This window comes from Amycolatopsis cynarae, assembly GCF_026802195.1.
In the GTDB taxonomy this organism is placed as follows: Bacteria; Actinomycetota; Actinomycetes; order Mycobacteriales; family Pseudonocardiaceae; genus Amycolatopsis_E; species Amycolatopsis_E rhizosphaerae.
Genome location: NZ_CP113836.1, coordinates 6,207,330 through 6,230,376, shown reverse-complemented (window position 1 = coordinate 6,230,376; position 23,047 = coordinate 6,207,330). Strand labels below are relative to the sequence as shown.

The following is a 23,047-nucleotide window of genomic DNA, read 5'->3' as shown; positions in this document are numbered from 1 at the left end:
ACATCGTGCTGGTACTCGCCCTTGACACCTCGACGCCCGCGGTCACCGCGGGGGTGGCGACCCTGGCGGGCGCAGACGTCACCGTGCTCGCCGAGCGCGTCACCGTGAACCCGCGCGCCCACGGCGAACTGATCACCCCGCATCTGCTGGCGGCCGCGCGGGAGGCCGCGGTCACCCTGCGCGAAGTCGACGCCATCGTCTGCGGGGTGGGCCCCGGGCCGTTCACCGGCCTGCGGGCCGGGATGGCCACCGCGGCGGCCCTCGGCCACGGGCTCGGCATCAACGTGTACCCGGTGTGCGGCCTCGACGCGATCGCCGCGCAGGCCACCCCCGGCGAGCCGTTCCTGGTGGTGACCGACGCCCGCCGCCGCGAGGTGTACTGGGCCGCCTACGACGAGCACGGCGCCCGGGTCGACGGTCCCCATGTGCAGGCGCCCGAGCCGCTCGGCCGTCCGGTCGCGGCGGGCGACGGCGCGCGGCAGTACGCCGAGCGGCTGGGCGTCCGAGTGGTCGAGCCGTACTACCCGGCCACCGCCGGTCTCGTGGCCGCCGCGCGAGAGGCGCTGCTCGCCGGTGAGGCCCCGGCCCCGCTGACCCCGCTGTACCTGCGCCGCCCGGACGCGGTCGAGCCGTCGGCCCGGAAGCGGGTGACGGCGCCGTGAGGCTTGCCCCGCTCCGCCGCAAGGACATCGCACGCTGTGTGGAGATCGAAAAGCAGCTCTTCGCCGGGGACGACCCGTGGAGCGCCCGTGCCTTCCAGTCCGAACTGGACGCGGGCAACTACTACCTCGGCGCGTACGGCGAGGAGGGCGAGCTGATCGGCTACGCGGGGCTGGCCACGGCCGGGCGGCCGGGCGAGTTCGAATCCAGCGTGCACACCATCGGCGTCGAGCGGGAACACCAGGGCCGGGGCGTGGGCACAGCGCTGCTGCGCGCGCTGCTGGAGAAGGCCGACGAGCTGAACGCGCCGGTGTTCCTGGAGGTCAGGACGGACAACGACCGTGCGCTCGAACTGTACGCGCGGCACGGGTTCAGCCGGATCGGTCTGCGCAAGCGTTACTACCAACCGTCGGGTGCCGACGCGTACACCATGATGCGTCCCGCCCGCAGCGCTCAGGAGGTGGGCTGATGTCCCGGGTCATCCTCGGCATCGAAAGCTCCTGCGACGAGACCGGCATCGGGCTGGTCCGCCTGCACGACGACGGCCGGGTCGAGTTGCTCGCCGACGAGGTGGCGTCCAGCGTCGAGCAGCACGCCCGCTTCGGCGGTGTGGTGCCCGAGGTGGCCAGCCGCGCCCACCTGGAGGCGCTGGTGCCGACGGCCGACCGGGCCTTCGAGTCCGCCGGGCTGAAGCTGTCCGATGTGGACGCCATCGCGGTTACCGCTGGGCCGGGTCTGGCCGGTGCGCTGCTGGTCGGGGTGTCCGCGGCCAAGGCCTATGCGGCCGCGCTCGAAGTGCCGCTGTACGGCGTGAACCACCTGGCGGGCCACATCGCCGTCGACACGCTGCAGCACGGTCCACTGCCCTCGCCCTGCCTCGCGCTCCTGGTGTCCGGCGGCCACACGCAACTGCTGCGTGTGGACGACATCGCCACCGCGATCACCGAAATCGGGTCCACTGTGGATGATGCCGCGGGCGAGGCGTACGACAAGGTCGCGCGCGTACTCGGCCTGCCGTACCCGGGCGGCCCGCCGATCGACAGGGCGGCCGCGCAGGGCGACCCGAAGGCGATCGCCTTCCCCCGCGGCATGACCGGCCCACGTGACGCGAAGTTCGACTTCTCCTTCTCCGGCTTGAAGACCGCGGTCGCCCGTTGGGTGGAGAACGCGGAACGCCGCGGCGAGGAGGTGCCGGTGAACGACGTCGCCGCCTCGTTCCAGGAGGCCGTCGCCGACGTCCTCACCGCGAAGGCGGTGCGGGCGGCCACCGAATCGGGCATCGGCACCCTGGTGATTTCCGGCGGGGTCGCGGCGAACTCGCGGCTGTCGGCGCTGGCCCGCGAACGGTGCGAGGCGGCCGGGATCGAACTGCGGGTACCCCGGCCGCGACTGTGCACCGACAACGGCGCGATGATCGCCGCTCTCGGCGCGCACGTGGTCGCGGCCGGGGTGGCCGAGTCCGGTTTGGACATTTCGGCGAACCCGGCCCTGCCCGTCGACGTCGTCTCGCTCTAGTCCGCGGGGCGGGCAGGGCAGAGCACCACGTCGTCGAGCTTGACGTAGGCGACGCGGTGTCCGAACTGGACTTGGACGTACCGGGTCTTCCCGCGCACCACCACGTGGCTCGCCGGGTCGAAGGTGGTGGCCCAGAAATACTCCGAGTCCAGCACCGGGCCTGCGGCGTACCGCTGTCCCGCAGGCATCGTGTACTGCAGCGGCACCACCGATTGCGGCGTGATGCCGGACGGATAGGCCTCGGCCTCGGGGTAGGCGCGGCCGTACACCGGGATCGAGTCCACCCCGGGCCTGGGGGTGACCACCATGCCGAGCGCCGGGTGGGCCGCGCGAGCCCCTGGCGGGTTGTGGAACCAGCCCTTCTGGCCGAGGAACCAGATCGCCGTCCAGTCGCCGCGGATCTCGGCGACCGCGTAGTGCTGGCCGGTGGACACCCTGCTGCCGACGTCCGCGACGTCCATGGTGGACGGTGAACCGTCGGGGTGCAGACCGGGGTCGAGCAGCAGCGGGGCGTCTTCACTCGGCTCGCTGTGCAGGATGACCGCGGAGGAGCCCAGCGACGGGCAGACCGCCCCCGGCGCGGTGCTGTCGCAGCCGGTGTAGCCGGGACGGTTGCGGGAGAAGCCCGGTTTGATCTGCACCAGTCCCGTGTTCTGCCGGGGCGGCCAGGGGCACAGCGGAGCGCCCAGCAGTTCGAAGTAGTGCGCCCAGTCCCAGTACGGGCCGGGATCCCAGTGCATGCCCTTGACGGTGCCGGGGGTCGGGCCAGGCACCGTGTCGTGGCCCAGGATGTGCTGCCGGTCGAGCGGAATTTCGTACCTGTCCGCGAGATAGCGCACCAGTTTCGCCGAGGTGCGGTACATCGCCTCGGTGTACCAGGTGCCCTGGGCGCCGAAACCCTCGTGCTCGATCCCGATCGACTTCGCGTTCAGATACCAGTTCCCGGCGTGCCAGCCGACGTCCTTGGTCAGCACGTGCTGGGCGATGTGCCCGTCGCTCGAGCGGATCGTGTAGTGCCATGCCAGGTATTTCGGGTCCTGCACCAGGCCCAATGCGACGTCGTAGGTGCACTCGGTGTCGTGGATGACGATATGGGTGATCCGCTGGCTCCGTGGGCGCTCGGCCTTGTCGTAGTTGCCGTAGTCGCCGTTGCCGAGGTCCTGGTAGGGCGCGGGAATCCATTCGCACGACACGCCGGGCGGCGCTTCGACCGCGCCGCGGTCGGCGGCGGGCAGCCCGAGCCCGCGCAGCTGGATCCGCGCCGGGGTGATGCCGGGGAGGGCGTCCAACCGGACGGTCTGGCCGTCGTCGGTGACCCGTTCCGCGCCCGCGCCGATCACGCCGTACACCTCGTCGGCGAAGAAGGCGGCCGCGGTCGAGTCGGCGGCGCCGCTGTAACGGGCCACCGCGCCGTACCAGTCGGCGGGATCGCTCCCGCTGTTCCCCAGTTCCCGCTGGTATCGCGCGAGAACCGCGGCCCCGCCGCGGATGTTCTGCACCGGATCGGTGCGGAGGGTGGCGGGTGCGACGCCGGTCAGTTCCGCCGCCAGGTCCACGGTCTGCAGCGCCGGATCCGGTTCGGCCACGGCGGGCGAGGCCGGGCGCAGTGCGGGGCGGGCGTCGTCCGCCCTCGGATCCTCGCTGCCCTTGTCGTGGTGGCTGCCGCCGGCGGCCGCGGTGCGCAGGTCGGTGAGGTGCATCGGCCCGAAGCCGGCGGCGGTACTCGGTGCGCCACCGTGGTGGTCCCAGCGCGACTTCAAATAGGACACCGCGAGCAGAACCGGTTCGGGAACACCGAATTCCGTGGCGGCCGCGGCGAATGCCCGCTGGCGTCCTCCCTCGGCGACGGCCGCCTGCGCACTGCTGCTGGTGGTGGCGGTGGCCAGTCCGGCCGTTCCGGCGGCGGCGGCGCGGAGCGCGGTGCGGCGAGTGAACGAATCCATGAACTCTCCTCGCGTACGGAGCAATGCCAGAAAGCTACACACCGGTGGCGAGGTTGGATACGTCCTTTCGTCGAGTCGGGATGCCCCTTTCAGCCGATCGGCAGCGGTTCCGGCCGCGTGTCGAACGCTTCCCGGGCGGCGAGAATCTCGTGCACATGTTGTTGGGACCATTTACCGAGCACGCAGAACAGCTCGCCGACCTGGCTGCCGAGATCGGTGACCGCGTACTCCACGCGGGGCGGCACGGTCGGGTAGACGGTGCGCTGGACCAGACCATCGCGTTCCAGTGAGCGCAGGGTCTGGGTGAGCGCCTTCTGCGTGATGCCCTCGAGTGCGCGGCGTAACTCGTTGAAGCGCACCGGGCCGTCCGCCCTGGTCAGCGAACTCAGCACCAGTAGTGTCCACTTGTTCGCGAGCGCCTCGAGCACGGTGCGTGCCGGACAGCGGGTGAGGTAGGCCTGCACGGTATCCACAAGGAACCTGGATATCAAAAAGGTGCCTTCTTCACAACGGAAACGGGCGGCCGCAGGATGGTGGCCGTGCGAGCGATCGAAGTGCGGGCCTTCGGCGGCCCGGAAGTCCTGGAACTGGTTGAGACCCCCCGCCCGGAGCCCGGGCCGGGGGAGGTGCTGGTGCGGGTGCGCGCGGCGGGCGTGAACCCGGCCGACTGGAAGGTGCGGGCCGGGATCGTCGACCGGCTCGGCCCGCCGCCCCTGCGGCTCGGATTGGACCTTTCCGGCGAAGTGGAGGGCACGGGCGAGGAGGTCTACGGCCTGTGGCTCAGCAAATGGGGGGCCTACGCCGAGTACGTGGCCGTCGCGCGGGAGGCACTCGCGCCGAAGCCGGTGAACCTGGACCACGCGCAGGCCGCCGCGCTGCCGACCGCGGTGCTCACCGCGTGGCAGGCGCTGGTGAACGTGGCGAAGGTCGAGGCAGGGCAGCGGGTGCTCATCCACGCGGCCGCGGGCGGGGTCGGCCACTTCGCGGTGCAGATCGCCAAGGCCCGCGGCGCGTACGTGCTCGGGACGGCGCGCGCGGAGAACCACGAGTTCCTGCGTGAGCTGGGAGCCGACGAGCTGATCGACTACACCGCGACCGACTTCGCCGACGTGGTGCGGGGGGTGGACGTCGCCTACGACCTGATCGGCGGGGAGTACGGCCGCCGCACCCTGGCCACGCTCAAGCCTGAGGGAGTCCTGCTCGACGCCGTGGGCGACGACGCCGAGGGCGATCCTCGGCACCACCGGTTCTATGTCAGCCCCTCAGGGCCCGATCTGGTCTCGGTCAACGAGCTGGTCGAGGCGGGACGACTGTCGGTGCACGTCGAGCGCACCTTCCCGCTGGAGCAGGCCGCGCTGGCCCACGAACTCAGCGAAACCGGACGCGTCCGGGGCAAGATCGTGCTGACCCCCTGACCCACACGGGCCCGGGGCTTCCCGTGAAGGGTGTCTTCACAGCCGATACGACTGTGAAGGCACCCTTCACGGCACCCGTCGGGTATCCAGTGGTTCGGTCAGCACTTGCCGCAGCAGCCGCACCCCGAGCCGGAGCACGAACTGCAGCAGTTGCATCCACCCATCGGACAACACCATCCCTTCGATGAAGGTTCACCCGAGCCGAAATCCACGGTAGGCAGCCTCCCGCCGGGTGGGACACCGCTCAAAGAGTGAGACGGCGGTCGCCCTCAGTGCGGCCTTCAGCGCAGGAACTCGGTGCGGCAGGACAGCCGTTCACCCAGCACGGCGAGGTTTGCGTGCAGGCCGTCGACCGCTCGCTTGTCGTGTCCGCGTCCGACGGTGAGCGGGACCAGACGGCCGGACAGTCCACCCGCCAGGTTGTAGGTGCGGCGCACCAGTCGCGCACCGGCCGGATCTTCGTGCACCTCGAGTCGCCCGCACCACCACCACTGGCCCTTCGCCTGGACCCAGCCCGCGGCCGGGTCCACTTCGAGGGTGAGCGGCGCGCCCGAGACGGTGGTGGTGAACCGGGCGGGCCCGCCGGTGATCACCACCGTCTGCCCGGCCTGGCCGGAGAGGATCAACGGGACGTCGGTTCCCGCCAGCGTGCCGGTCCGTATTGTCAGCACCGCATCCCTCACCCGGTCGAACGGCGCGTGGACCAGTCCCGCATGTTCGTCGAGAAGTACCCCAGGCTGTGCATCGGTCACTCGATCAGGGTGGCACGACCAGGCGGCGGGCGCGGGGAAAACGACGCAAAATCATCACCGGAGATCCGGCCGGACTCGGCAAAGAATAGCGGAAGCGATCCGCATGCCCTCACCTGAGAGGGTGGCCGAATTCTTCCGCTCGGGGACGGTAGGTCACTTTCCGCATCTCACCCGCCGGACGACATGCAGGCCCCGGAACCGTATGGGACAGTCCTGGTTGGAGGAAAAACCAGCCATCCGACACCAGGCGGTCCGCCGGTGAGGGGCGAAGATCTCTCACCACTGGCGCCGAAAACCGATCATCACAATTTCGTGATCGGTAGTTGTCTGTCAAAATGCGGAACTGAAAGGTGCTGTCATGACAACGGCGACGGAAGCACGTGAAAGGGTTCAACCGGAGGCGGAGGAAGAGCGCGGTGAAGGCTTGATCGAGCATCCGCTGCTGCTGGCCGCGCTGATGAGTAGGCGGGAGGAGCAGGGGGAAAGCATTATCGAGCATCCTTTGCTTCTGGCGGCGCTCATGCGGCGCAGGCGTGAGGGTGGTGGGGGTCTGATCGAGCATCCGCTGCTGCTGGCCGCGCTGATGAGTAGGCGGGAGGAGCAGGGGGAAAGCATTATCGAGCATCCTTTGCTTCTGGCGGCGCTCATGCGGCGCAGGCGTGAGGGTGGTGGGGGTCTGATCGAGCATCCGCTGCTGCTGGCCGCGCTGATGAGTAGGCGGGAAGAGCGCGGGGAAAGCATTATCGAGCATCCTTTGCTTCTGGCGGCGCTCATGCGGCGCAGGCGCGAGTCGGGCGGTGGGGGTCTGATCGAGCACCCGATGCTGCTGGCCGCGCTCGCGGGGCGGTAGGACTCGTTGGCGGCAATAACCTGACATCACGGATTCGCGCGAAACAGACACGCCCTCCGGTCATTGATCCGTCGTCGACCAATGGCCGGAGGGCGCACCAATACCGAGAGCAGACCAAGGAACCACCATGTCGGCCGGATCTGGCGAAGAAGCAGGCAAAGAGCCACTGAGTGACTTGATCGACGATCTCATTCAGCAACTCATGAAAGAACCCTCACGTGCACCGAAGGAGGCGGCATACGAGCAGGACCCGCTGGGCGCGGCGCTGACGGAAGCGGCCATCGCGTCGCTCTCCCGGCCGGTGTCGCGGACATCGACTTTCGAACAACTTCTGATCTCGCAGGCCATCGCCTCGGCCCTGGCCGAATCGCTGGCACCGGCGTTGGCGAAGGCGCTGACCCCGGAAATCATGAAGGCCTTCGGGCAGACCTCCAACGCCGAGCAGCACCACAAGCGGTCGGCCTCCGCGGGCGGCTCGCAGGAGACGGCCCGGCAACAGGGGAACCAGGGCCGGCCCCGGTGACTCGCCGGGATGCCGCAGAGGACGATCAAGGCGCGCCGCCGGTCGCGGCGCGCCTTGATCGTCCTGTGTGCGGGGTCGGTCCTGCGGACGCCGGGCCTGGCCCACGGCCAGGGACGCCCATCCGGCGGGTCTCCGTCCGGTGCCCGCGGACCCGCCGGTCATGCTCGCCGCCGACACGTTCCGGCATCGCAAACCGGCCCTGGTTGCACGGCTAGCACTCGCGTGGCTAGAGTGCTAATTGCACGGCACCGCACACGCCCCGGCACCCGCGACGGCGGGGGTGGTAGGCGCCGAAACCAGAGTAAGTACCTGCCAACGCTTTCGACGACCCGTGGAGGTCAACCCGGTGAGCGTGAACATCAAACCGCTCGAGGACAAGATCGTTGTCCAGACGAGCGAGGCCGAGGAGACGACGGCTTCCGGTCTCGTCATCCCCGACACCGCTAAGGAAAAGCCCCAGGAGGGCAAGGTTCTGGCCGTGGGCCCGGGCCGCGTGGACGACAAGGGCAACCGCATCCCGGTGGATGTCCAGGTCGGCGACGTCGTCATCTACTCCAAGTACGGCGGCACCGAGGTCAAGTACAACGGTGAGGACTACTTGATCCTGTCCGCTCGCGACGTGCTGGCCGTCGTCAACTGACATCGGCGCATGTACGAACGCCCCGGGCCCCGCTTAGCCGGGGGCCGGGGCGTTCTGCTGTCTGGAGAGGATCCGAATGGCTAAGCAGATCAACTTCAACGAGGACGCGCGCCGGGCGCTCGAGCGTGGTGTCAACAAGCTGGCCGACGCGGTCAAGGTGACTCTCGGCCCGCGCGGTCGGCACGTGGTGCTCGACAAGAAGTTCGGCGGCCCGACGATCACGCTCGACGGCGTGACCGTCGCGCGTGAGATCGACCTGGAGGACCCGTTCGAGAACCTGGGTGCCCAGCTCGCCAAGAATGTCGCCACCAAGACCAACGACGTCGCCGGTGACGGCACCACCACGGCCACCGTGCTGGCGCAGTCCCTGGTGAAGGTCGGCCTGCGCAACGTGGCCGCCGGTGCCAACCCGACCGCGCTCGGCCGCGGTATCGAGGCGGCCGCGGACAAGGTCGTCGAGGTGCTCAAGGGCAAGGCCACCCCGGTCAAGGGTCGCGACAACATCGCCCAGGTCGGCACCGTCACCTCGCGGGACGCCACCATCGGCGCCCTGCTCGGAGAGGCGGTGGAGAAGGTCGGCGAGGACGGCGTGATCACCGTGGAGGAGTCCTCCACGCTGGCCACCGAACTCGAGATCACCGAGGGCGTGCAGTTCGACAAGGGCTACCTGTCGGCGCACTTCGCGACGAACCCGGAGGAGCAGCGGGCGATCCTGGAGAACGCCTACGTGCTGCTGCACCGCGAGAAGATCTCCGCGCTGGCGGATCTGCTCCCGGTGCTGGAGAAGGTCGTCGAGGCCAAGCGGCCGCTGCTGATCATCGCGGAGGACGTCGACGGCGAGGCGCTGTCCACCCTGGTGGTCAACGCGCTGCGCAAGACGATCATCGCGGTCGCGGTCAAGGCGCCGTTCTTCGGTGACCGCCGCAAGGCGTTCATGGACGACCTCGCCGTCGTCACCGGCGCGCAGGTCATCTCCTCGGAGATCGGCCTCAAGCTGGCCGACGTGGCCCTGGACTCGCTGGGCACCGCCCGGCGGATCGAGGTCACCAAGGACACCACGACGATCGTGGAAGGCGCGGGCACCAAGGCCGACATCGACGCCCGCATCGCCCAGATCCGCAAGGAGATCGAGACCACCGACTCCGACTGGGACCGGGAGAAGCTGCAGGAGCGGCTGGCCAAGCTCGGCGGCGGCGTCGCGGTGATCAAGGTCGGCGCGGCCACCGAGACCGAGCTGAACGAGCGCAAGCACCGCATCGAGGACGCCGTGGCCTCCACCAAGGCGGCCGTCGAGGAGGGCATCCTGCCCGGCGGTGGTTCCGCGCTCGTGCACGCGGTCAAGGAGCTGTCCTCGCTGGAGAGCGAGTTCAGCGGTGACGAGGCGACCGGTGTCCGGATCGTGCGCGACGCGCTCACCGCGCCGCTGTTCTGGATCGCCACCAACGCCGGTCACGAAGGCGCGGTCATCGTGAACAAGGTCCAGGAGCAGGGTTGGGGCTACGGCTTCAACGCCGCCACCGGCGAGATCACCGACCTGATCGCGGCCGGGATCGTCGACCCGGTGAAGGTCACCCGTTCCGCGGTGGCCAACGCCGCCTCCATCGCCCGGCTGGTCCTCACCACGGAGAGCTCCGTGGTGGACAAGCCCGCCGAAGAGGACGACGCGGCCGGCCACGGCCACGGCCACGCCCACTGAACAAGGGCAGCAGGCGAGAAGGGAGCTTTGGGCACACCAAAGCTCCCTTCTTCTTTTCTTCCTTCTTCCGCCTCAGGCGTTCGTGCCGCCGTCGACCGTGATGGTGGAGCCGGTGATGAACCGGCCGCCCGGCCCGGCGACGTGTGCGACGGTCGCGGCGATGTCGGCGGGTTCGGCGTGGCGGCCGACCGCGGACAGCGCGAGGACCCGCTGGGCATGCGGCCCGTCCGCCGGGTTCATGTCGGTGTCGGTGGGCCCGGGCGCGACCAGCACCGCGCCGATTCCTCGCGGCCCGAGGTCCCTGGCCAGGGCGCGGGTGAGCCCGCCCAGCGCCGCCTTGCTCGCCGCGTAGGCGCTCATGCCGGGGCCGGATACCCGGTCGGCAAGGGTGCTGCCGATGGTGATGATCCGGCCGCCCTCTCCCAGGTGGGCTAGCGCCGCCTGCACGGCGACGAACACCGAACGCACGTTCACCGCGAGCGTGCGGTCGATGTCGGCGAGCGACAACGTGTCGATGGTTCCCGCCGGGAAGATCCCGGCGTTGTTGACCAGGATGTCGAGTCCGCCCAGTGCGGACGCGGCCTGGTTCATGGCCGCCGTCACCGCCGCGGCGTCCGCGCTGTCGGCCTGGATCGCGATGGCCTTGCGGCCCAGTTCACCGATCCTCGAGACCGTTTCGTCCGCGCGGTCGCGGCTCTTTTCGTAGGTGATGGCGACGTCGGCGCCGTCCTGGGCCAGGCGGAGTGCGATCGCGGCGCCGATGCCCCGGCTGCCGCCGGTCACCAACGCGACCTTCCCTTCGAGTGCGGGCACGGAAGCTCCGTTTCTGTAGTAGTCGATACAAAATTAAGGAGGCCATCGTCGGCCGTCAAGGGTTTTTGTGCCGGTCGATATAGAATCGGTCCGTGTCCCCCCGAGGCAGGCCCCGCGCCTTCGACCGCGACGAAGCGCTCGACAAGGCCATGCGCCTGTTCTGGGAGCGCGGGTACGAGGGCACCTCGCTGGCGGATCTGACCACGGCGATGGGGATCAACTCGCCCAGCCTGTACGCGGCTTTCGGGAGCAAGGAGGCCCTGTTCCACGAGGCCGTCGGCCGCTACGGTCGCGAGTTCGGCCACGGCTTCCCGGAGGGCGGGACGGCGCGCGAGGCGGTGGCGGAGTGGCTGCGGGCCTCGGCTCGCGACTTCGCCGACCGGCACCATCCGCCCGGCTGCATGATCGTTCTTAGTGGAATCAACCACGCCGAACGAAACGGGTCCGTTCGCGAATTCCTCTCCGCGCGCCGACGGGAAAACCTTGAATCACTTCGCGCCCGCCTGGTGGTGGCGGTCGCCGCGGGCGAAATCCCGGAAACCGTCGATCTTGACGGTATGGTCCGGTTTTACGGGACCGTGCTGCACGGGCTGTCGATTCAGGCGCTCGACGGGGCCAGTGAACATGAATTGCTTTCGGTGGTGGCGGACGCGATGAGTTGCTGGCCGCGTTTCGTGCAGGAAGAAGGGGTGGCGTCCGGATGAACGCCACCCCTTCCTTCCTGCCCCCTCACTGGCCGGAGAGACTCAGTTGACGCTTGCCGGTCTTGAGGATGCTCTCGCGCTCGGACTCGGACAGCCCGCCCCAGATGCCATAGGGCTCGTGCACGGCCAGTGCGTGCTCGCGGCACAGACGCAGTACCGGGCAGGTCTGGCAAATCGCCTTCGCCCGGGCCTCGCGCCTCGCCCTGGCCGGCCCACGCTCGCCGTCGGGATGGAAGAAGGCTCCACTGTCCATTCCTCGGCAGGCCCCCTCCAGCTGCCAGTCCCAGATGTCGGCGTTGGGGCCTGGAAGCCTGCGCGTGTCTGCCATCGTGACCGCCTCCGTTATTCGGTCTGTGACCCTCGTAGTTGCGGTGTGACTACTCCATTTGGCGCAACGGCGGTAACGTTAGAAGCGCGTCAATAGTTGTTCAAGGGAAAAGATCGGATTCAGCCGTTAGGTATCCCCCGCAAGCGTGAGAATGGCCCCTTTTTCCACTCGTCACGCATAACCCTGCGGTTGCTGGGTACTCCTGGCTGCCCCATATTGGGCCGAATGAATGGCGCTGGCCGTGCCGGCCGAACGGAGGCGACGCTGCCCGTGGCCGTGGTGGCCCGGCGGCTTGGCATAGCCCCGTCCACGCTGAGAACCTGGGACCGGCGGTACGGCCTGGGGCCCACCGGGCACACCGGCGGCAAGCACCGGCGCTACGGCCCCGAGGATGTCAACCGGCTCGAACTCATGCAACGGGCCCTGCTCGGCGGGGCCTCGACGGCCGAGGCCGCACGCTATGCGCTCGAAGCCGTCCTGCCCGTCCAGCAAGGCTCCGGGGAGCGCATCGCGCCCGGGGAAGTGGTGCTCGACCGCTCGGTGGCCCGGCGGCTGCGGGCCGCGGCGCTGGCCATGGACGGCCCCGCCGTGCAGCGGACGCTCGCGGAGTCGATCGCCGAGGCCGGGGTGCTCGAAGCCTGGGAGAACGTGATCGAGCCCGTGGCCACCGCCTTCGAGTCCGGCTGGGACGGTGAGCAGGAAGGCGCCGACGCCGGTTACCTGTTCGCCGAATGCGTCCTCGCCGCGCTCGTCCGCGCCACCCCGGTGCCCGCGGCCACCCGCAACCAGCGCCCCGTGCTCATCACCGGCCTGCCGGGGGACCGCGTGAACCTGCCGCTGTACGCGCTGACCGCGTGTCTGGCCGAGCGGCGCATCAGCACCCGGCTCTTCGGCACGACCCCGCCGCGGGAGGTACTGGCGGCCGCGGTCCGGCACACCGCTCCCGCCGCGGTCGTGCTGCACGCCGGCGAGGCCGGGCAGGCCGACACCGCGGTGTTCGTCCGGTTGTCGCGCGGCCGCCTGCGTACCCGGCTGTTCGCGTGGGGAGCAGGCTGGGCGGGGATCCCCCTGCCGCCCAAGGTCGAGCCGCTGACCGATCTGCGGTCCGCCGCCGAGCGTCTCGAATACGTCCTCGTCGGCCGCTGACCACACGGTTTCTGTCGCCGTGTCCCGGTACCGTGGCACGGTGGTGATGGACGAACTGCGACGGGCCGCCTTCGGTGATCTTCCCCGGGTCTCGGCCGGGCGGCTGGCGCGGGCGGCCTCGGGGCCGCCCCGGGCCCGGCTGCTGGCCGCGATCGTCCTCGGCGGACAGGGTCGATACGCGGCCGCGGCGGACCTGCTCGACGACTTGGGACGCGACGCCGATCCGGTGCTCGCCTCGCTCGCGCTGAGCACGCTCGCCTCCCACCGACGCCAACTGGGCGGCCACGCCGCCGCACTCGGACGGGACGGCGCCGCGCTGCGTCTCGTCGCGGGGGTGGACGGCCCCGCTGATCCTGACGGGCTCGACGCGGCGGGCGCGCGAACGGACGCGCTTCTCGGCCTGGCCGCCGACAACCTCGGCATCGGAAGGCTCGGCGTCGCCCGGCGCGTGCTGGCCCGGGCCGAACCGGCAGGCTGGCGCTCCCGCGTGCGCGCGGGCTGGGTCACCGCCGAGATCGAGCTTGCCTCGGGGAACGCCCCCGCCGCCGTGGCGCCCGCCGAGGCGGCGCTGGCTGCGTCCCTCGAGGCCAGTGCGCTCCGGCATCGGACCAAGTCGCGGCTGGTCCTGGCGGCCGCACTGGGGGCCACCGGGGAGCGGGCGGCCCGGGAACGTGCGTTGAATCTGGCCGGTCTCGCCCTCGCCGACGCGGACCGATTCGCATTACGCTCGCTGAGTTGGCCCGCGCGCCTGCTCGCCGCGGATCTCGGCCTCGACGGCGGGGAGGATCGGTTCAGGGTCGACGAGGTGTTGCACGCAGTGTTACTGGGCTCCGATCCGGAGGGGAGGCGGCTGGCTCTTGCGTCACCCTGGATCCCGGTTTCCCCTGAGTTGGTGCAGGAAGACGTGCATGCCGACATCCGGGCGAAGATCCCACAAAAAAAGCCACCGGATCGTGTCAAGGTTCGGCCAAAAGCGTCCGATAGGGGATATGGAACGTCACCCGGCTGCAGGAAGGAAACCCCGTGACTACGGTCTTGATCTGCGACGACCGACGCAGTGTCCGCGAAGGGCTCACCCGCGTGATGTCTGCCGTTCCCGGCGTCAGTCGCATCGACTGTGTTGCGCACGGTGACGAGCTGCTGGCCCGGTACTCGCGGCAGCCCGTGGACGTAGTCCTCGTCGGCACCCAGCGCGCGATGCCGGCCGGTGTGGAGGCGACCCGGCGGCTGGTGTCCGCCAACCCGCAGGCCAACGTGATCGTCTTCGGCGCGCCCGACGATGCGAGCAGCATCGCGGCCGCGATCGCCGGCGGCGCTCGCGGCTACCTGCGCTGGGACGCCTCCCGACCCGAGCTCGTCGCCGCATTGGCGCACACCCTGGCCAGCACCTCCGTCCCGGCGCCCCGGCAACCCGCCGACCCCGGCGTCCAGCTCACCGAGCGCGAGCTCCAGGTGCTGCGGGGCATGAGCCAGGGCAAGAGCAACGGGCAGATCGGCCGCGAGCTCTACCTGTCCGAGGACACGGTGAAAACGCACGCGCGACGGCTGTTCCGCAAGCTCGGCGTGCGGGACCGCGCCCAGGCGGTGGCGCACGGTTTCCGGCGAGGCCTGGTTTCCTGACACCTCGGCATCCCGTAAGCTGCGAGAGTCGTTGAATCCTTGAACACCTTGGGATCGCGACCCACGCGCGCCCCGCGCCGCGGGGTACGCCGAAGGTGACCGTGCCCAGGCGGCGTCGATGCCGGGCGGTACGGTGGGCGTTACCGGTGCGAGGGGGGTAGCTGCCGCGCGCCGTCATTTGTACGCCTACACGTAACGCTGGGACTGTTGTCTGCGATGGCCAATGTGGGGGACGGACTGGATGAGTCGGTCGTCGCCGCCGTCGAGGGAGATCCTCAGGCGGTGGAACGGCTGCTGGCCGCGATCCGTCCTCTTGTGGTGCGGTATTGCCGTGCCCGGGTTGGCAGGCAGGAGCGTTCGTTCGCTTCGGCAGACGACGTAGCGCAGGAGGTGTGTCTCGCGGTGCTCACGGCTTTGCCTTCGTACCGTGACCAGGGGCGCCCGTTCCTCGCCTTCGTCTACGGCATCGCGCAGCATAAGGTCGCCGATGCCCACCGGGCCGCCGCCCGCAACCGCGCCGAACCGGTGGCCGAGATCCCCGACGAGATCGAGGGCGATATCGGTCCCGAGCAGCGTGCCCTGCAGGGAGAGCTGAACGAACGCATGGCACAGCTGCTGCGTGTGTTGCCCGACAAACAACGCGAGATCGTGGTGCTGCGAGTGGTCGTGGGACTCTCCGCCGAAGAGACGGCCGACGCGGTCGGCTCGACGCCGGGTGCGGTCCGGGTCGCCCAGCATCGTGCGCTCGCGCGGCTCCGCAAGGCGCTGGCGTCCGAGGAGGTGGCCTGAGTGACCAACCGAGACAGCCGGGACGAGGTCAGACGCGAGCTTTCCTACGACGACACGATGAGCGCGTCGCAGGCCGCGTTCGAGGCGGACCTCTCCGCCGTGCACGAAGACGACGCCCTGCTGGACGCGCTCGGCGGCTCCGACCCGAAGGCCGCCCGCGGCATGGGGGACGAAGAGCTCAACGCCCTGCTGCTGGCCTGGCGGCGTGACATCGACAGCGAACCGCTGGCCGAACTGGTCGACACCGAGACCGCGGTGGCCACGGTGAAGGCCGCCACGCTCGCACGGCGCCATGGCGCCCGGGTGCGCAAGCGACGCCTGCTCGTGCCGGTCGCGGCGGCCGCCGCCGTGCTCGCCATCGCCTTCACCGGCACCAGCGTCGCCGCGCGCGACGCCCAGCCCGGCGACACGCTGTGGGGCCTGACCAAGGTCCTCTACGCCGACCACGCACGTTCGGTCGAGGCCGCTTCGGCCGCCCGCACCGACCTGCGGCAGGCGAGCATCGCGCTGTCCCAAGGACGCATCGCCGAGGCGCAGCAGGCGCTCGCCGAGGCGGCGGACAAGTTGACCCAGGTCTCCGCCGAGGACAACCTCGCCCAGCTCATGCAGGAGCACCAGCAGCTGACCCAGATGCTGGAGAGCCCGACGCACAGCACCACGCCGCCGCCGTCCACGTCGTCGACGCCTCCGCCGTCGTCCTCGACGCCCCCGCCCTCGTCGGTGTCCACCACGACCACCCCGCCTTCAACTTCGACGCCGCCATCGACGTCGAGCGCCCCGACGTCCTCGCCCAGCACGTCCTCGAGCGCGCCGACCTCGAGCAGCAGCGCGGCGGGTTCCGCGGCCGGGACCAACAACGGCACTGGCAGCGGCACGGTGCGCAGCGACACCTCGAACAGCTCGAGTGGTCAGGGGCCTGCCGCCGCCACCGGCGGTAACTGACCCCTCACCACCGCCACACCGTCCGCGGGAGCGATCACGGCGGGCGGAGTGAGGTCAGTAGGCGCTTTCGTTCGCGGTGACGCCATCGGCGTAGCCGCGGCAGTAGTCCCAGCTCACGTAGTCCGCCGGGTCCGGGTCGTAGGCGGGCTCGTGCGGCCGCATCCGGCCGTCGGCGAGCAACTGTTCCAGGCTGGCCCGCAGCAGATCCCAGTCGTGGTAGTGCGGCTGGTCACATTCCCCGCAGTCGACGACGATTCCGCGAACTCCGCGCGGCTCCAGCAGGGCCTGGTAGACCGCCAGATCGGCGAGGTCGGCGAGCAGCTCGGTGCGTGCCTGCCCCTCGATCGGTTCTTCCAGGTCGTCATCGAGGCCGGCCAGCTGCTTGGCCGGGTCGTCGGGGTCGTCGGCGAACGGGTCCGGAGGCAACACGTCGTGCGGCACCGTGGCACGGTACCGCTCGGAGGTGGTGCCCTGTCCAGCGCCTTTGTCAAAGACGCTCAGGTCACCTTCCGCGCGGGCCTGGGGCTTCACCCCGGTCACGGCCTATACCATCGGGTGAAGGTTCTCTCCCGAATGCCGAGGAAGGTCAGTAACCAGTCATGACGAGCGAGTTCGACCCCACTGACAAGTTCGCGATGCTGGGCCTGACCTTCGATGATGTGCTGCTCCTGCCGGCCGAGTCGGACGTCGTGCCCAGCGCGGTGGACACCAGCACCCGGCTGTCCCGCAACGTCACTCTCCGCGTTCCGCTGGTCTCCGCGGCGATGGACACCGTCACCGAAGGCAGGATGGCCATCGCGATGGCCCGCCAGGGTGGCATGGGCGTCCTGCACCGCAACATGCCGATCGAGGAGCAGGCCGCCGCCGTCGAGGTGGTCAAGCGGTCCGAGGCCGGGATGGTGACCGACCCGGTCACCTGCTCCCCCGACGACACCCTGGCCGAGGTCGACGCGCTCTGCGCGCGGTTCCGGATCTCCGGTGTTCCGGTCACCGACGCCTCCGGCGCGCTGGTCGGCATCATCACCAACCGGGACATGCGGTTCGAGGTGGACCACAACCGCCCGGTCAGCGAGGTGATGACCAGGCAGCCGCTGGTGACCGCACAGGTCGGGGTCACCGCGGAGGCCGCGCTGGGGCTGCTGCGCCGTCACAAGATCGAGAAGCTGCCGATCGTGGACGGCGCGGGCAAGCTGCGCGGACTGATCACCGTCAAGGACTTCGTCAAGACCGAGCAGTACCCGATGGCCACCAAGGACCCGGACGGCAGGCTCGTGGTCGGTGCCGCGGTCGGGGTCGGCCCGTCCGGCCACCAGCGGGCGATGGCGCTGGCCGACGCCGGCGTCGACGTGCTCATGGTGGACACCGCGCACGGGCATTCGCGTGCCGTGCTCGACATGGTGGCGACGCTCAAGAAGGAACTGGGCGACACGGTCGACGTCGTCGGCGGCAACGTGGCGACCCGTGCCGGGGCGCAGGCGCTGGTGGACGCCGGGGCGGACGCGGTGAAGGTTGGCGTCGGGCCGGGTTCGATCTGCACCACCCGCATCGTGGCCGGGGTCGGCGTGCCGCAGATCTCCGCGATCTTCGAGGCGGACAAGGCGTGCCGTCCGGCGGGCATCCCGGTGATCGGCGACGGTGGCATCCAGTACTCCGGCGACATCGCCAAGGCGATCACCGCCGGTGCCTCCAGCGTCATGCTCGGCAGCCTGCTGGCGGGCACCGCGGAATCGCCCGGTGACCTGATCCTGGTCAACGGCAAGCAGTTCAAGACCTACCGGGGGATGGGCTCGCTCGGGGCCATGCAGTCACGGGACGGCCGCAAGTCCTACTCGAAGGACCGTTACGCGCAGGACGACGTGCTCTCCGAGGACAAGCTGGTGCCGGAGGGCATCGAGGGGCGGATCCCGTTCCGGGGTTCGCTGGTCAACGTCGTGCACCAGTTGGTCGGCGGTCTTCGCGCGGGCATGGGGTACGCGGGCGCGGAGACGGTCGCCCAGCTGCAGGAGGCGCAGCTGGTGCGGATCACCTCGGCCGGGCTCAAGGAGAGCCACCCGCACGACGTCACGATGACCGTCGAAGCACCCAACTACACCGCCCGCTGACCGGGCCACACAAAACGAGAAGGGATCCGCTCGTGCGGGATCTGGTCGAGATCGGCATGGGACGTACCGCACGGCGCGCGTACGACCTCGACGACGTGGAGATCGTCCCGTCGCGCCGGACGCGTTCGTCGGCGGTGGTCTCCACCGCGTGGCAGATCGATGCCTACCGCTTCGACCTGCCGCTGGTCACCCATCCCACGGACGCGATCGTGTCGCCCGCGACCGCGGTCGAGATCGGCAGGCTCGGCGGGCTCGGCGTCCTCAACGCCGAGGGGCTGTGGGCCCGGCACGCCGACGTGGAGAAGGTGATGCGGCAGCTCGCCGACACCGCCAAGGGCGAGGACCCGGCGGCGCTGGTGCGCCTGCTGCAGGACCTTCACTCCGCTCCGGTGCAGCCCGAGTTGCTGGCCGAGGCCCTCCGCACGATCCGCGAGTCGGGCGTGACGGTGGCCGCGCGGGTCAGCCCGCAGCACGCCGCCGAGCTGACCCCGCACCTGATCGCGGCCGGGGTGGAGATCCTGGTCGTGCAGGGCACCATCATCTCGGCCGAGCACGTCTCCGGGGATTCGGATTCGCTCAACCTCAAGGAGTTCATCGGCGGGCTGGACGTGCCGGTGATCGCGGGCGGGGTGGCCGACTACCGGACCGCGATGCACCTGATGCGCACCGGGGCCGCAGGTGTCATCGTGGGCCACGGCTACACGCCGGGCGTCACCAGCACCGACCGCGTGCTGGGGATCGGGGTGCCGATGGCGACGGCGATCATCGACGCGGCCGCGGCGCGCCGCGACTACCTCGACGAGACCGGGGGCCGGTATGTGCACGTGCTCGCGGACGGTGGCCTGACCTTCTCCGGCGACATCGCGAAGGCGATCGCCTGCGGGGCGGACGCGGTGATGCTGGGCGCGCCGCTCGCCGCGGCCGCCGAGGCGCCCGGGCACGGCCTGTACTGGACGGCGGCCGCGGCGCATCCGTCGCTGCCGCGCTCGCGGGTGGCCGCGGTCCCGGACTTCGAGGCCGACCTCAAGACCCTGCTGTTCGGCCCGTCGCCGGACGCCGAAGGCTCGGTGAACCTGTTCGGCGCGCTGCGCCGGGCGATGGCCAAGACCGGTTACTCGGATCTCAAGGAGTTCCAGCGGGTCGGCCTGACCGTTCGTCGCTGAGAGTAATCGAACCCGCCGGTAACTTACTCCTAGTCAGGAACGCCGGCGGGCGCTACTCTTTTTGCTGTGACCACGGGTAACAGCAATGCGGCTGACTATGACGTCATCGTGGTCGGTTCGGGCTTCGGCGGCAGCGTCGCGGCCCTCCGGCTGACGGAAAAGGGCTACCGGGTGGCCGTCATCGAGGCGGGCCGCCGGTTCGCCGACGACGAGTTCGCCAAGACGTCCTGGGATCTCAAGCGGTATCTGTGGGCGCCCGCGCTGGGCTGCTTCGGCATCCAGCGCGTGCATCTGCTCAAGGACGTGATGGTGCTCGCCGGGGCCGGGGTCGGCGGGGGTTCGCTGGTCTACGCGAACACGCTGTACCGGCCGCTCAAGCCGTTCTACGAGGACCGGCAGTGGGCCCACATCACCGACTGGGAAGCCGAGCTGGCACCGCACTACGACCAGGCGAGCCGGATGCTCGGGGTGGTCACCAACCCCACGGTCACCCCGTCGGACGAGGTCATGCTGAAGGTGGCCGCCGATCTCGGCGTCGCCGACACCTACCACCCGACGCCGGTCGGGGTGTACTTCGGCAAGCCGGGCGAGCGCGCCGAAGACCCGTACTTCGGCGGCGCCGGGCCCGCCCGTACCGGTTGCACCGAATGCGGAGCGTGCATGACCGGTTGCCGGGTCGGTGCGAAGAACACCCTGGTCAAGAACTACCTGTACCTGGCGGAGCGGGGCGGGGCGAAGGTCATTCCGCTGACCACGGTGGACGCGTTGCGGCCGAGGCCGGACGGTTCGTTCGCGGTCGACATCCGCAAGACCGGCACCACCAGTCGCCGCTTCCGGCACACCCTGACCGCGCGGCAGGTCGTGCTGGCCGCGGGTACCTGGGGAACGCAGCAACTGCTGCACCGGATGCGGGACGAGGGTGTGCTGCCGAAGCTGTCCCGCCGCTTCGGTGAACTGACCCGCACCAACTCCGAGGCGATCATCGGCGCCGGGCGGCCCACCGTCGACCCGAACCGCGACTTCAGCAGGGGCGTCGCGATCACCTCGTCCATCCATCCGGACTCCTCGACCCATATCGAGCCGGTGCGCTACGGCAAGGGCAGCAACGCGATGAGCCTGCTGCAGACCATCGCGACCGACGGGTCCTCCGAGGTGCCGCGCTGGCTGCAGGCGGCGCGTTTCCTCCTGCGTCACCCGGTGCAGTCCGCGAAACTGCTCAACGGCTACCGCTGGAGCGAGCGGACGGTGATCCTGCTGGTGATGCAGAGCCTGGACAACTCGATCACCACCTACACCAGGCGCGGGCTGTTCGGGCGCCGGAAGTACACCTCGCGGCAGGGCCACGGCGAGCCGAACCCGACCTTCATCCCGGCGGGGCACGAGGCGAACCTGCGTACCGCCGAGCACATCGGCGGGATGGCGGGCGGGACCTGGGGCGAGATCTTCAACATCCCGCTCACCGCCCACTTCATCGGCGGGGCGGCGATCGGAGCCGATGCGGACGAAGGGGTGATCGACCCGTACCACCGGGTGTTCCACTACCCGAATCTGTCCATTGTGGATGGAACCGCGGTGACCGCGAACCTGGGCGTCAACCCCTCGCTCACCATCGCCGCCCAGGCCGAGCGCGCGTTCTCGTTCTGGCCGAACAAGGGCGAGGAGGATCCGCGTCCCGAACAGGGCGAGGGCTACCGCAGGCTTGACCCGGTCGCGCCGAAGACCCCGGCCGTCCCCGCCCACGCGCCGGCCGCGCTGAAGCTCACCGCCGCCGCCCCCGCCAAGCCGGGCGCGAGCCGCCGCCGTCGTCCCACCCCCCGGAAACAGGGCGCCTGACGGAGTGCCGTGAAGGGCCTCTTCACAGTCGATCCGACCGTGAAGAGGCCCTTCACGGCTTGCCCCAGCCCCTGTCCGGTGCTCCTTAGAGGTCGATGCCGGTGAAGACGGTGACCTTTTCCTCGGTCAGGTCGTGCATCGCGGCGAGCACCCCTTCCCGGCCGACGCCGGAACCCTTCACCCCGCCGTAGGGCATCTGGTCCGCGCGGTACGACGGCACGTCCCCGATGATCACGCCGCCCGTTTCGAGTTCGGCCGAGGCCCGGAACGCCTGCCGGACGTCCCGGGTGAACACACCGGCCTGCAGCCCGTAGACCGAGGCGTTCACCGCGGCGAAGGCCTCGTCCGCACTGTCCACAACGGACACCGCGAGCACCGGGCCGAACACCTCTTCGGCCCAGACCTTCGCCTCCGGCGGCACATCGGTGAGCAGCGTCGGTTCGACCGTGGCGCCCTCGCGCGTGCCGCCGGTCAGCACCTTCGCCCCGCCCGCCACCGCCTCGTCGATCCACGCGACGATGCGTTCCGCCGCGGCCTCGTCGACGACGGGACCGACGTCCACCGCCGTGTCGTACGGGTCGCCCGTGCGCTGGGCCCGCACCGCCTCCAGCAGCGCGGGCACGAACTCGTCCGCGACCGCGCGCTCGACGATCACGCGCTGCACGGCGATACACGACTGGCCCGCCTGGTAGTTGCCGAAGGTCGCGATCCGCGCCGCCGCGCCCGGCAGGTCCGGCCAGTCTGCCAGCACCACGGCCGCCGCGTTGCCGCCCAGCTCCAGGACGATGTGCTTGCGCGGCGCCGCCTCCGCCAGCGACCAGCCGACGGGACCGGAACCGGTGAACGACACCACCGGCAGCCGCGGGTCGGCCACCAGTGCGGCGGTTTCGGCGTTGCCCAGCGGCAGCACCGAGAACACGCCCTCGGGCAGCCCCGTCTCGGCCAGTAGTTCGCCGAGGATCAGTGCCGACAGGGGAGTGCGCGGCGCCGGTTTGACGATGATCGGCGCGCCCACCGCGAGCGCCGGGGCCACCTTGTGCGCGACCAGGTTCAGCGGGAAGTTGAACGGGGCGATACCCAGCACGGGGCCCCGCGGCACCCGGCGGACCATCGCGAGGCGGTTCTCGCCGCCCTGATCGGTGTCCAGCCGCTGGAGTTCCCCGGAGAACCTGCGCGCCTCCTCGGCGGCGATCCGGAACACCGAGATCGCGCGGCGGACCTCGGCCTCGGCCCATTTGTACGGCTTGCCGTTCTCCGCCGTGATCACTTCGGCGAGCTCCTCGGCCCGCGCCGCGAGCCCACGCGAGACGTGGTCCAGTGCGGCGGCCCGCACATGCGCGGGTGAGCGCCGGAACGCGGGCGCCACCGCGGCCGCGGCCGCCACCGCCCGCTCCACCTGACCGGCGTCGGGCACCGCGACCGTGGCGACCTCGCTGCCGTCGAACGGGTGGGTAACCTCGAGGGTGCCGCCGCCCTGCTCGGGCCTGCCGGCGATCCAGGCGGGCCGGGGTTCCGGAGTGATCGTGTCCATGGTCACCAAGGTAAGCCGCCGGAAGCGGCCCTCCGCGCAGGGAGGCCCCGTGTCCCGGGCCGGGGGTGGCGTGGCGGAGCTC

The 23,047-nt window shown here is 70.3% G+C and carries 24 protein-coding genes; 17 read left to right on the top strand and 7 right to left on the bottom strand.

Going from position 1 to position 23,047, the window contains the following annotated elements; all coding sequences use genetic code 11:
* Positions 1 to 5: 5 nt before the first annotated feature.
* From tsaB to tsaD, 3 genes are read left to right on the top strand one after another with little or no spacing between them, the layout of a single operon-like run.
* Positions 6 to 662: a tRNA (adenosine(37)-N6)-threonylcarbamoyltransferase complex dimerization subunit type 1 TsaB gene (gene tsaB, locus ORV05_RS29950; protein WP_268755306.1), complete on the top strand. Its 657-nt coding sequence runs from the start codon at positions 6 to 8 to the stop codon at positions 660 to 662.
* Positions 659 to 1,129, top strand: coding sequence for a ribosomal protein S18-alanine N-acetyltransferase (gene rimI / locus ORV05_RS29945; protein ID WP_268755305.1), 471 nt, complete (start codon positions 659 to 661; stop codon positions 1,127 to 1,129). The genes tsaB and rimI overlap by 4 nt, the downstream gene beginning before the upstream one ends.
* On the top strand, positions 1,129 to 2,175 hold the full coding sequence (gene tsaD, locus ORV05_RS29940; protein WP_268755304.1) for a tRNA (adenosine(37)-N6)-threonylcarbamoyltransferase complex transferase subunit TsaD: 1,047 nt from the start codon (positions 1,129 to 1,131) through the stop codon (positions 2,173 to 2,175). The genes rimI and tsaD overlap by 1 nt, the downstream gene beginning before the upstream one ends.
* Here the strand turns inward: tsaD and ORV05_RS29935 are convergent.
* Positions 2,172 to 4,118, bottom strand: a complete 1,947-nt coding sequence (locus ORV05_RS29935; RefSeq protein ID WP_268755303.1) for an N-acetylmuramoyl-L-alanine amidase — start codon at positions 4,116 to 4,118, stop codon at positions 2,172 to 2,174. The two genes, tsaD and ORV05_RS29935, sit on opposite strands and share 4 nt — an antisense overlap.
* 89 nt (positions 4,119 to 4,207) lie before the next feature.
* Positions 4,208 to 4,591: a winged helix-turn-helix transcriptional regulator gene (locus tag ORV05_RS29930; RefSeq protein WP_268755302.1), complete on the bottom strand. Its 384-nt coding sequence runs from the start codon at positions 4,589 to 4,591 to the stop codon at positions 4,208 to 4,210.
* A 57-nt stretch (positions 4,592 to 4,648) separates the two neighbouring features.
* On the opposite strand from ORV05_RS29930, the gene ORV05_RS29925 reads away from it, so the two are divergent.
* On the top strand, positions 4,649 to 5,533 hold the full coding sequence (locus ORV05_RS29925) for an NADP-dependent oxidoreductase (protein ID WP_268755301.1): 885 nt from the start codon (positions 4,649 to 4,651) through the stop codon (positions 5,531 to 5,533).
* 281 nt (positions 5,534 to 5,814) lie between these two features.
* On the opposite strand, the gene ORV05_RS29920 is transcribed toward ORV05_RS29925, so the two are convergent.
* Positions 5,815 to 6,285, bottom strand: a complete 471-nt coding sequence (locus ORV05_RS29920) for a hypothetical protein (RefSeq protein ID WP_268755300.1) — start codon at positions 6,283 to 6,285, stop codon at positions 5,815 to 5,817.
* Positions 6,286 to 6,643: 358 nt separating this feature from the next.
* On the opposite strand from ORV05_RS29920, the gene ORV05_RS29915 reads away from it, so the two are divergent.
* The 4 genes from ORV05_RS29915 to groL all read left to right on the top strand — a co-directional run bounded on the left by ORV05_RS29915 (position 6,644) and on the right by groL (position 9,994).
* Positions 6,644 to 7,135, top strand: coding sequence for a hypothetical protein (locus tag ORV05_RS29915; protein WP_268755299.1), 492 nt, complete (start codon positions 6,644 to 6,646; stop codon positions 7,133 to 7,135).
* 127 nt (positions 7,136 to 7,262) lie between these two features.
* Positions 7,263 to 7,658, top strand: a complete 396-nt coding sequence (locus ORV05_RS29910) for a hypothetical protein (protein WP_268755298.1) — start codon at positions 7,263 to 7,265, stop codon at positions 7,656 to 7,658.
* A 346-nt stretch (positions 7,659 to 8,004) separates the two neighbouring features.
* Positions 8,005 to 8,298: a co-chaperone GroES gene (groES, locus tag ORV05_RS29905; RefSeq protein WP_268755297.1), complete on the top strand. Its 294-nt coding sequence runs from the start codon at positions 8,005 to 8,007 to the stop codon at positions 8,296 to 8,298.
* A gap of 76 nt (positions 8,299 to 8,374) precedes the next feature.
* Entirely contained in the window at positions 8,375 to 9,994 is a 1,620-nt protein-coding gene (gene groL, locus ORV05_RS29900) for a chaperonin GroEL (protein ID WP_268755296.1), read from the top strand.
* A gap of 72 nt (positions 9,995 to 10,066) precedes the next feature.
* Here groL and ORV05_RS29895 read toward each other — a convergent pair whose 3' ends face one another.
* Complete coding sequence (locus tag ORV05_RS29895; RefSeq protein WP_268755295.1) at positions 10,067 to 10,807, bottom strand: SDR family NAD(P)-dependent oxidoreductase; 741 nt, start codon at positions 10,805 to 10,807, stop codon at positions 10,067 to 10,069.
* A gap of 92 nt (positions 10,808 to 10,899) precedes the next feature.
* Between ORV05_RS29895 and ORV05_RS29890 the strand changes: the two genes are divergently transcribed.
* Positions 10,900 to 11,511 carry a TetR/AcrR family transcriptional regulator gene (locus ORV05_RS29890; protein WP_268755294.1) on the top strand — a complete coding sequence of 204 codons (612 nt, stop codon included), beginning with the start codon at positions 10,900 to 10,902 and terminating at the stop codon, positions 11,509 to 11,511.
* A gap of 25 nt (positions 11,512 to 11,536) precedes the next feature.
* On the opposite strand, the gene ORV05_RS29885 is transcribed toward ORV05_RS29890, so the two are convergent.
* On the bottom strand, positions 11,537 to 11,839 hold the full coding sequence (locus ORV05_RS29885; protein WP_144592221.1) for a WhiB family transcriptional regulator: 303 nt from the start codon (positions 11,837 to 11,839) through the stop codon (positions 11,537 to 11,539).
* Between the two features lie 225 nt (positions 11,840 to 12,064).
* Here ORV05_RS29885 and ORV05_RS29880 point away from each other — a divergent pair, with 225 nt between their 5' ends.
* The 5 genes from ORV05_RS29880 (at position 12,065) to ORV05_RS29860 (ending at position 16,336) form a co-directional block, all read left to right on the top strand.
* The gene (locus ORV05_RS29880) at positions 12,065 to 12,985 is read left to right on the top strand and encodes a MerR family transcriptional regulator (RefSeq protein ID WP_268755293.1); all 921 of its coding nucleotides are present in this window, start codon (positions 12,065 to 12,067) and stop codon (positions 12,983 to 12,985) included.
* 19 nt (positions 12,986 to 13,004) lie between these two features.
* A complete protein-coding gene (locus ORV05_RS29875; RefSeq protein ID WP_268755292.1) occupies positions 13,005 to 14,012 on the top strand; it encodes a hypothetical protein in 1,008 nt (335 codons plus the stop codon).
* Entirely contained in the window at positions 14,009 to 14,605 is a 597-nt protein-coding gene (locus ORV05_RS29870; RefSeq protein ID WP_027940930.1) for a response regulator transcription factor, read from the top strand. The genes ORV05_RS29875 and ORV05_RS29870 overlap by 4 nt, the downstream gene beginning before the upstream one ends.
* A 216-nt stretch (positions 14,606 to 14,821) precedes the next feature.
* A complete protein-coding gene (locus ORV05_RS29865) occupies positions 14,822 to 15,394 on the top strand; it encodes a sigma-70 family RNA polymerase sigma factor (RefSeq protein WP_144590072.1) in 573 nt (190 codons plus the stop codon).
* Positions 15,395 to 16,336 (top strand): anti-sigma-D factor RsdA, encoded by a 942-nt coding sequence (locus ORV05_RS29860; RefSeq protein ID WP_407652601.1) that lies wholly within the window; start codon positions 15,395 to 15,397, stop codon positions 16,334 to 16,336.
* 54 nt (positions 16,337 to 16,390) lie between these two features.
* Here ORV05_RS29860 and ORV05_RS29855 read toward each other — a convergent pair whose 3' ends face one another.
* Positions 16,391 to 16,777: a DUF5319 domain-containing protein gene (locus tag ORV05_RS29855; protein ID WP_268755291.1), complete on the bottom strand. Its 387-nt coding sequence runs from the start codon at positions 16,775 to 16,777 to the stop codon at positions 16,391 to 16,393.
* A gap of 158 nt (positions 16,778 to 16,935) precedes the next feature.
* On the opposite strand from ORV05_RS29855, the gene guaB reads away from it, so the two are divergent.
* The 3 genes from guaB (at position 16,936) to ORV05_RS29840 (ending at position 21,434) form a co-directional block, all read left to right on the top strand.
* Positions 16,936 to 18,438, top strand: a complete 1,503-nt coding sequence (gene guaB, locus ORV05_RS29850) for an IMP dehydrogenase (protein ID WP_268755290.1) — start codon at positions 16,936 to 16,938, stop codon at positions 18,436 to 18,438.
* Between the two features lie 32 nt (positions 18,439 to 18,470).
* A complete protein-coding gene (locus tag ORV05_RS29845) occupies positions 18,471 to 19,601 on the top strand; it encodes a GuaB3 family IMP dehydrogenase-related protein (RefSeq protein ID WP_268755289.1) in 1,131 nt (376 codons plus the stop codon).
* A 66-nt stretch (positions 19,602 to 19,667) separates the two neighbouring features.
* On the top strand, positions 19,668 to 21,434 hold the full coding sequence (locus ORV05_RS29840; RefSeq protein WP_268755288.1) for an FAD-dependent oxidoreductase: 1,767 nt from the start codon (positions 19,668 to 19,670) through the stop codon (positions 21,432 to 21,434).
* Positions 21,435 to 21,519: 85 nt separating this feature from the next.
* Here the strand turns inward: ORV05_RS29840 and ORV05_RS29835 are convergent, their stop codons facing one another.
* Positions 21,520 to 22,965: an aldehyde dehydrogenase family protein gene (locus ORV05_RS29835; RefSeq protein WP_268755287.1), complete on the bottom strand. Its 1,446-nt coding sequence runs from the start codon at positions 22,963 to 22,965 to the stop codon at positions 21,520 to 21,522.
* Positions 22,966 to 23,047: the final 82 nt, after the last annotated feature.

Coding starts and splice junctions, on each gene's coding strand:
- ORV05_RS29925 (WP_268755301.1), top strand. CDS start 4,649: ATGGTGGCCGTGCGAGCGATCGAAGTGCGGGCCTTCGGCGGCCCGGAA.
- ORV05_RS29910 (WP_268755298.1), top strand. CDS start 7,263: ATGTCGGCCGGATCTGGCGAAGAAGCAGGCAAAGAGCCACTGAGTGAC.
- ORV05_RS29865 (WP_144590072.1), top strand. CDS start 14,822: ATGGCCAATGTGGGGGACGGACTGGATGAGTCGGTCGTCGCCGCCGTC.
- ORV05_RS29835 (WP_268755287.1), bottom strand. CDS start 22,965: ATGGACACGATCACTCCGGAACCCCGGCCCGCCTGGATCGCCGGCAGG.
- ORV05_RS29885 (WP_144592221.1), bottom strand. CDS start 11,839: ATGGCAGACACGCGCAGGCTTCCAGGCCCCAACGCCGACATCTGGGAC.
- ORV05_RS29880 (WP_268755293.1), top strand. CDS start 12,065: ATGAATGGCGCTGGCCGTGCCGGCCGAACGGAGGCGACGCTGCCCGTG.
- ORV05_RS29935 (WP_268755303.1), bottom strand. CDS start 4,118: ATGGATTCGTTCACTCGCCGCACCGCGCTCCGCGCCGCCGCCGCCGGA.
- tsaD (WP_268755304.1), top strand. CDS start 1,129: ATGTCCCGGGTCATCCTCGGCATCGAAAGCTCCTGCGACGAGACCGGC.
- ORV05_RS29915 (WP_268755299.1), top strand. CDS start 6,644: ATGACAACGGCGACGGAAGCACGTGAAAGGGTTCAACCGGAGGCGGAG.
- groL (WP_268755296.1), top strand. CDS start 8,375: ATGGCTAAGCAGATCAACTTCAACGAGGACGCGCGCCGGGCGCTCGAG.
- guaB (WP_268755290.1), top strand. CDS start 16,936: ATGACGAGCGAGTTCGACCCCACTGACAAGTTCGCGATGCTGGGCCTG.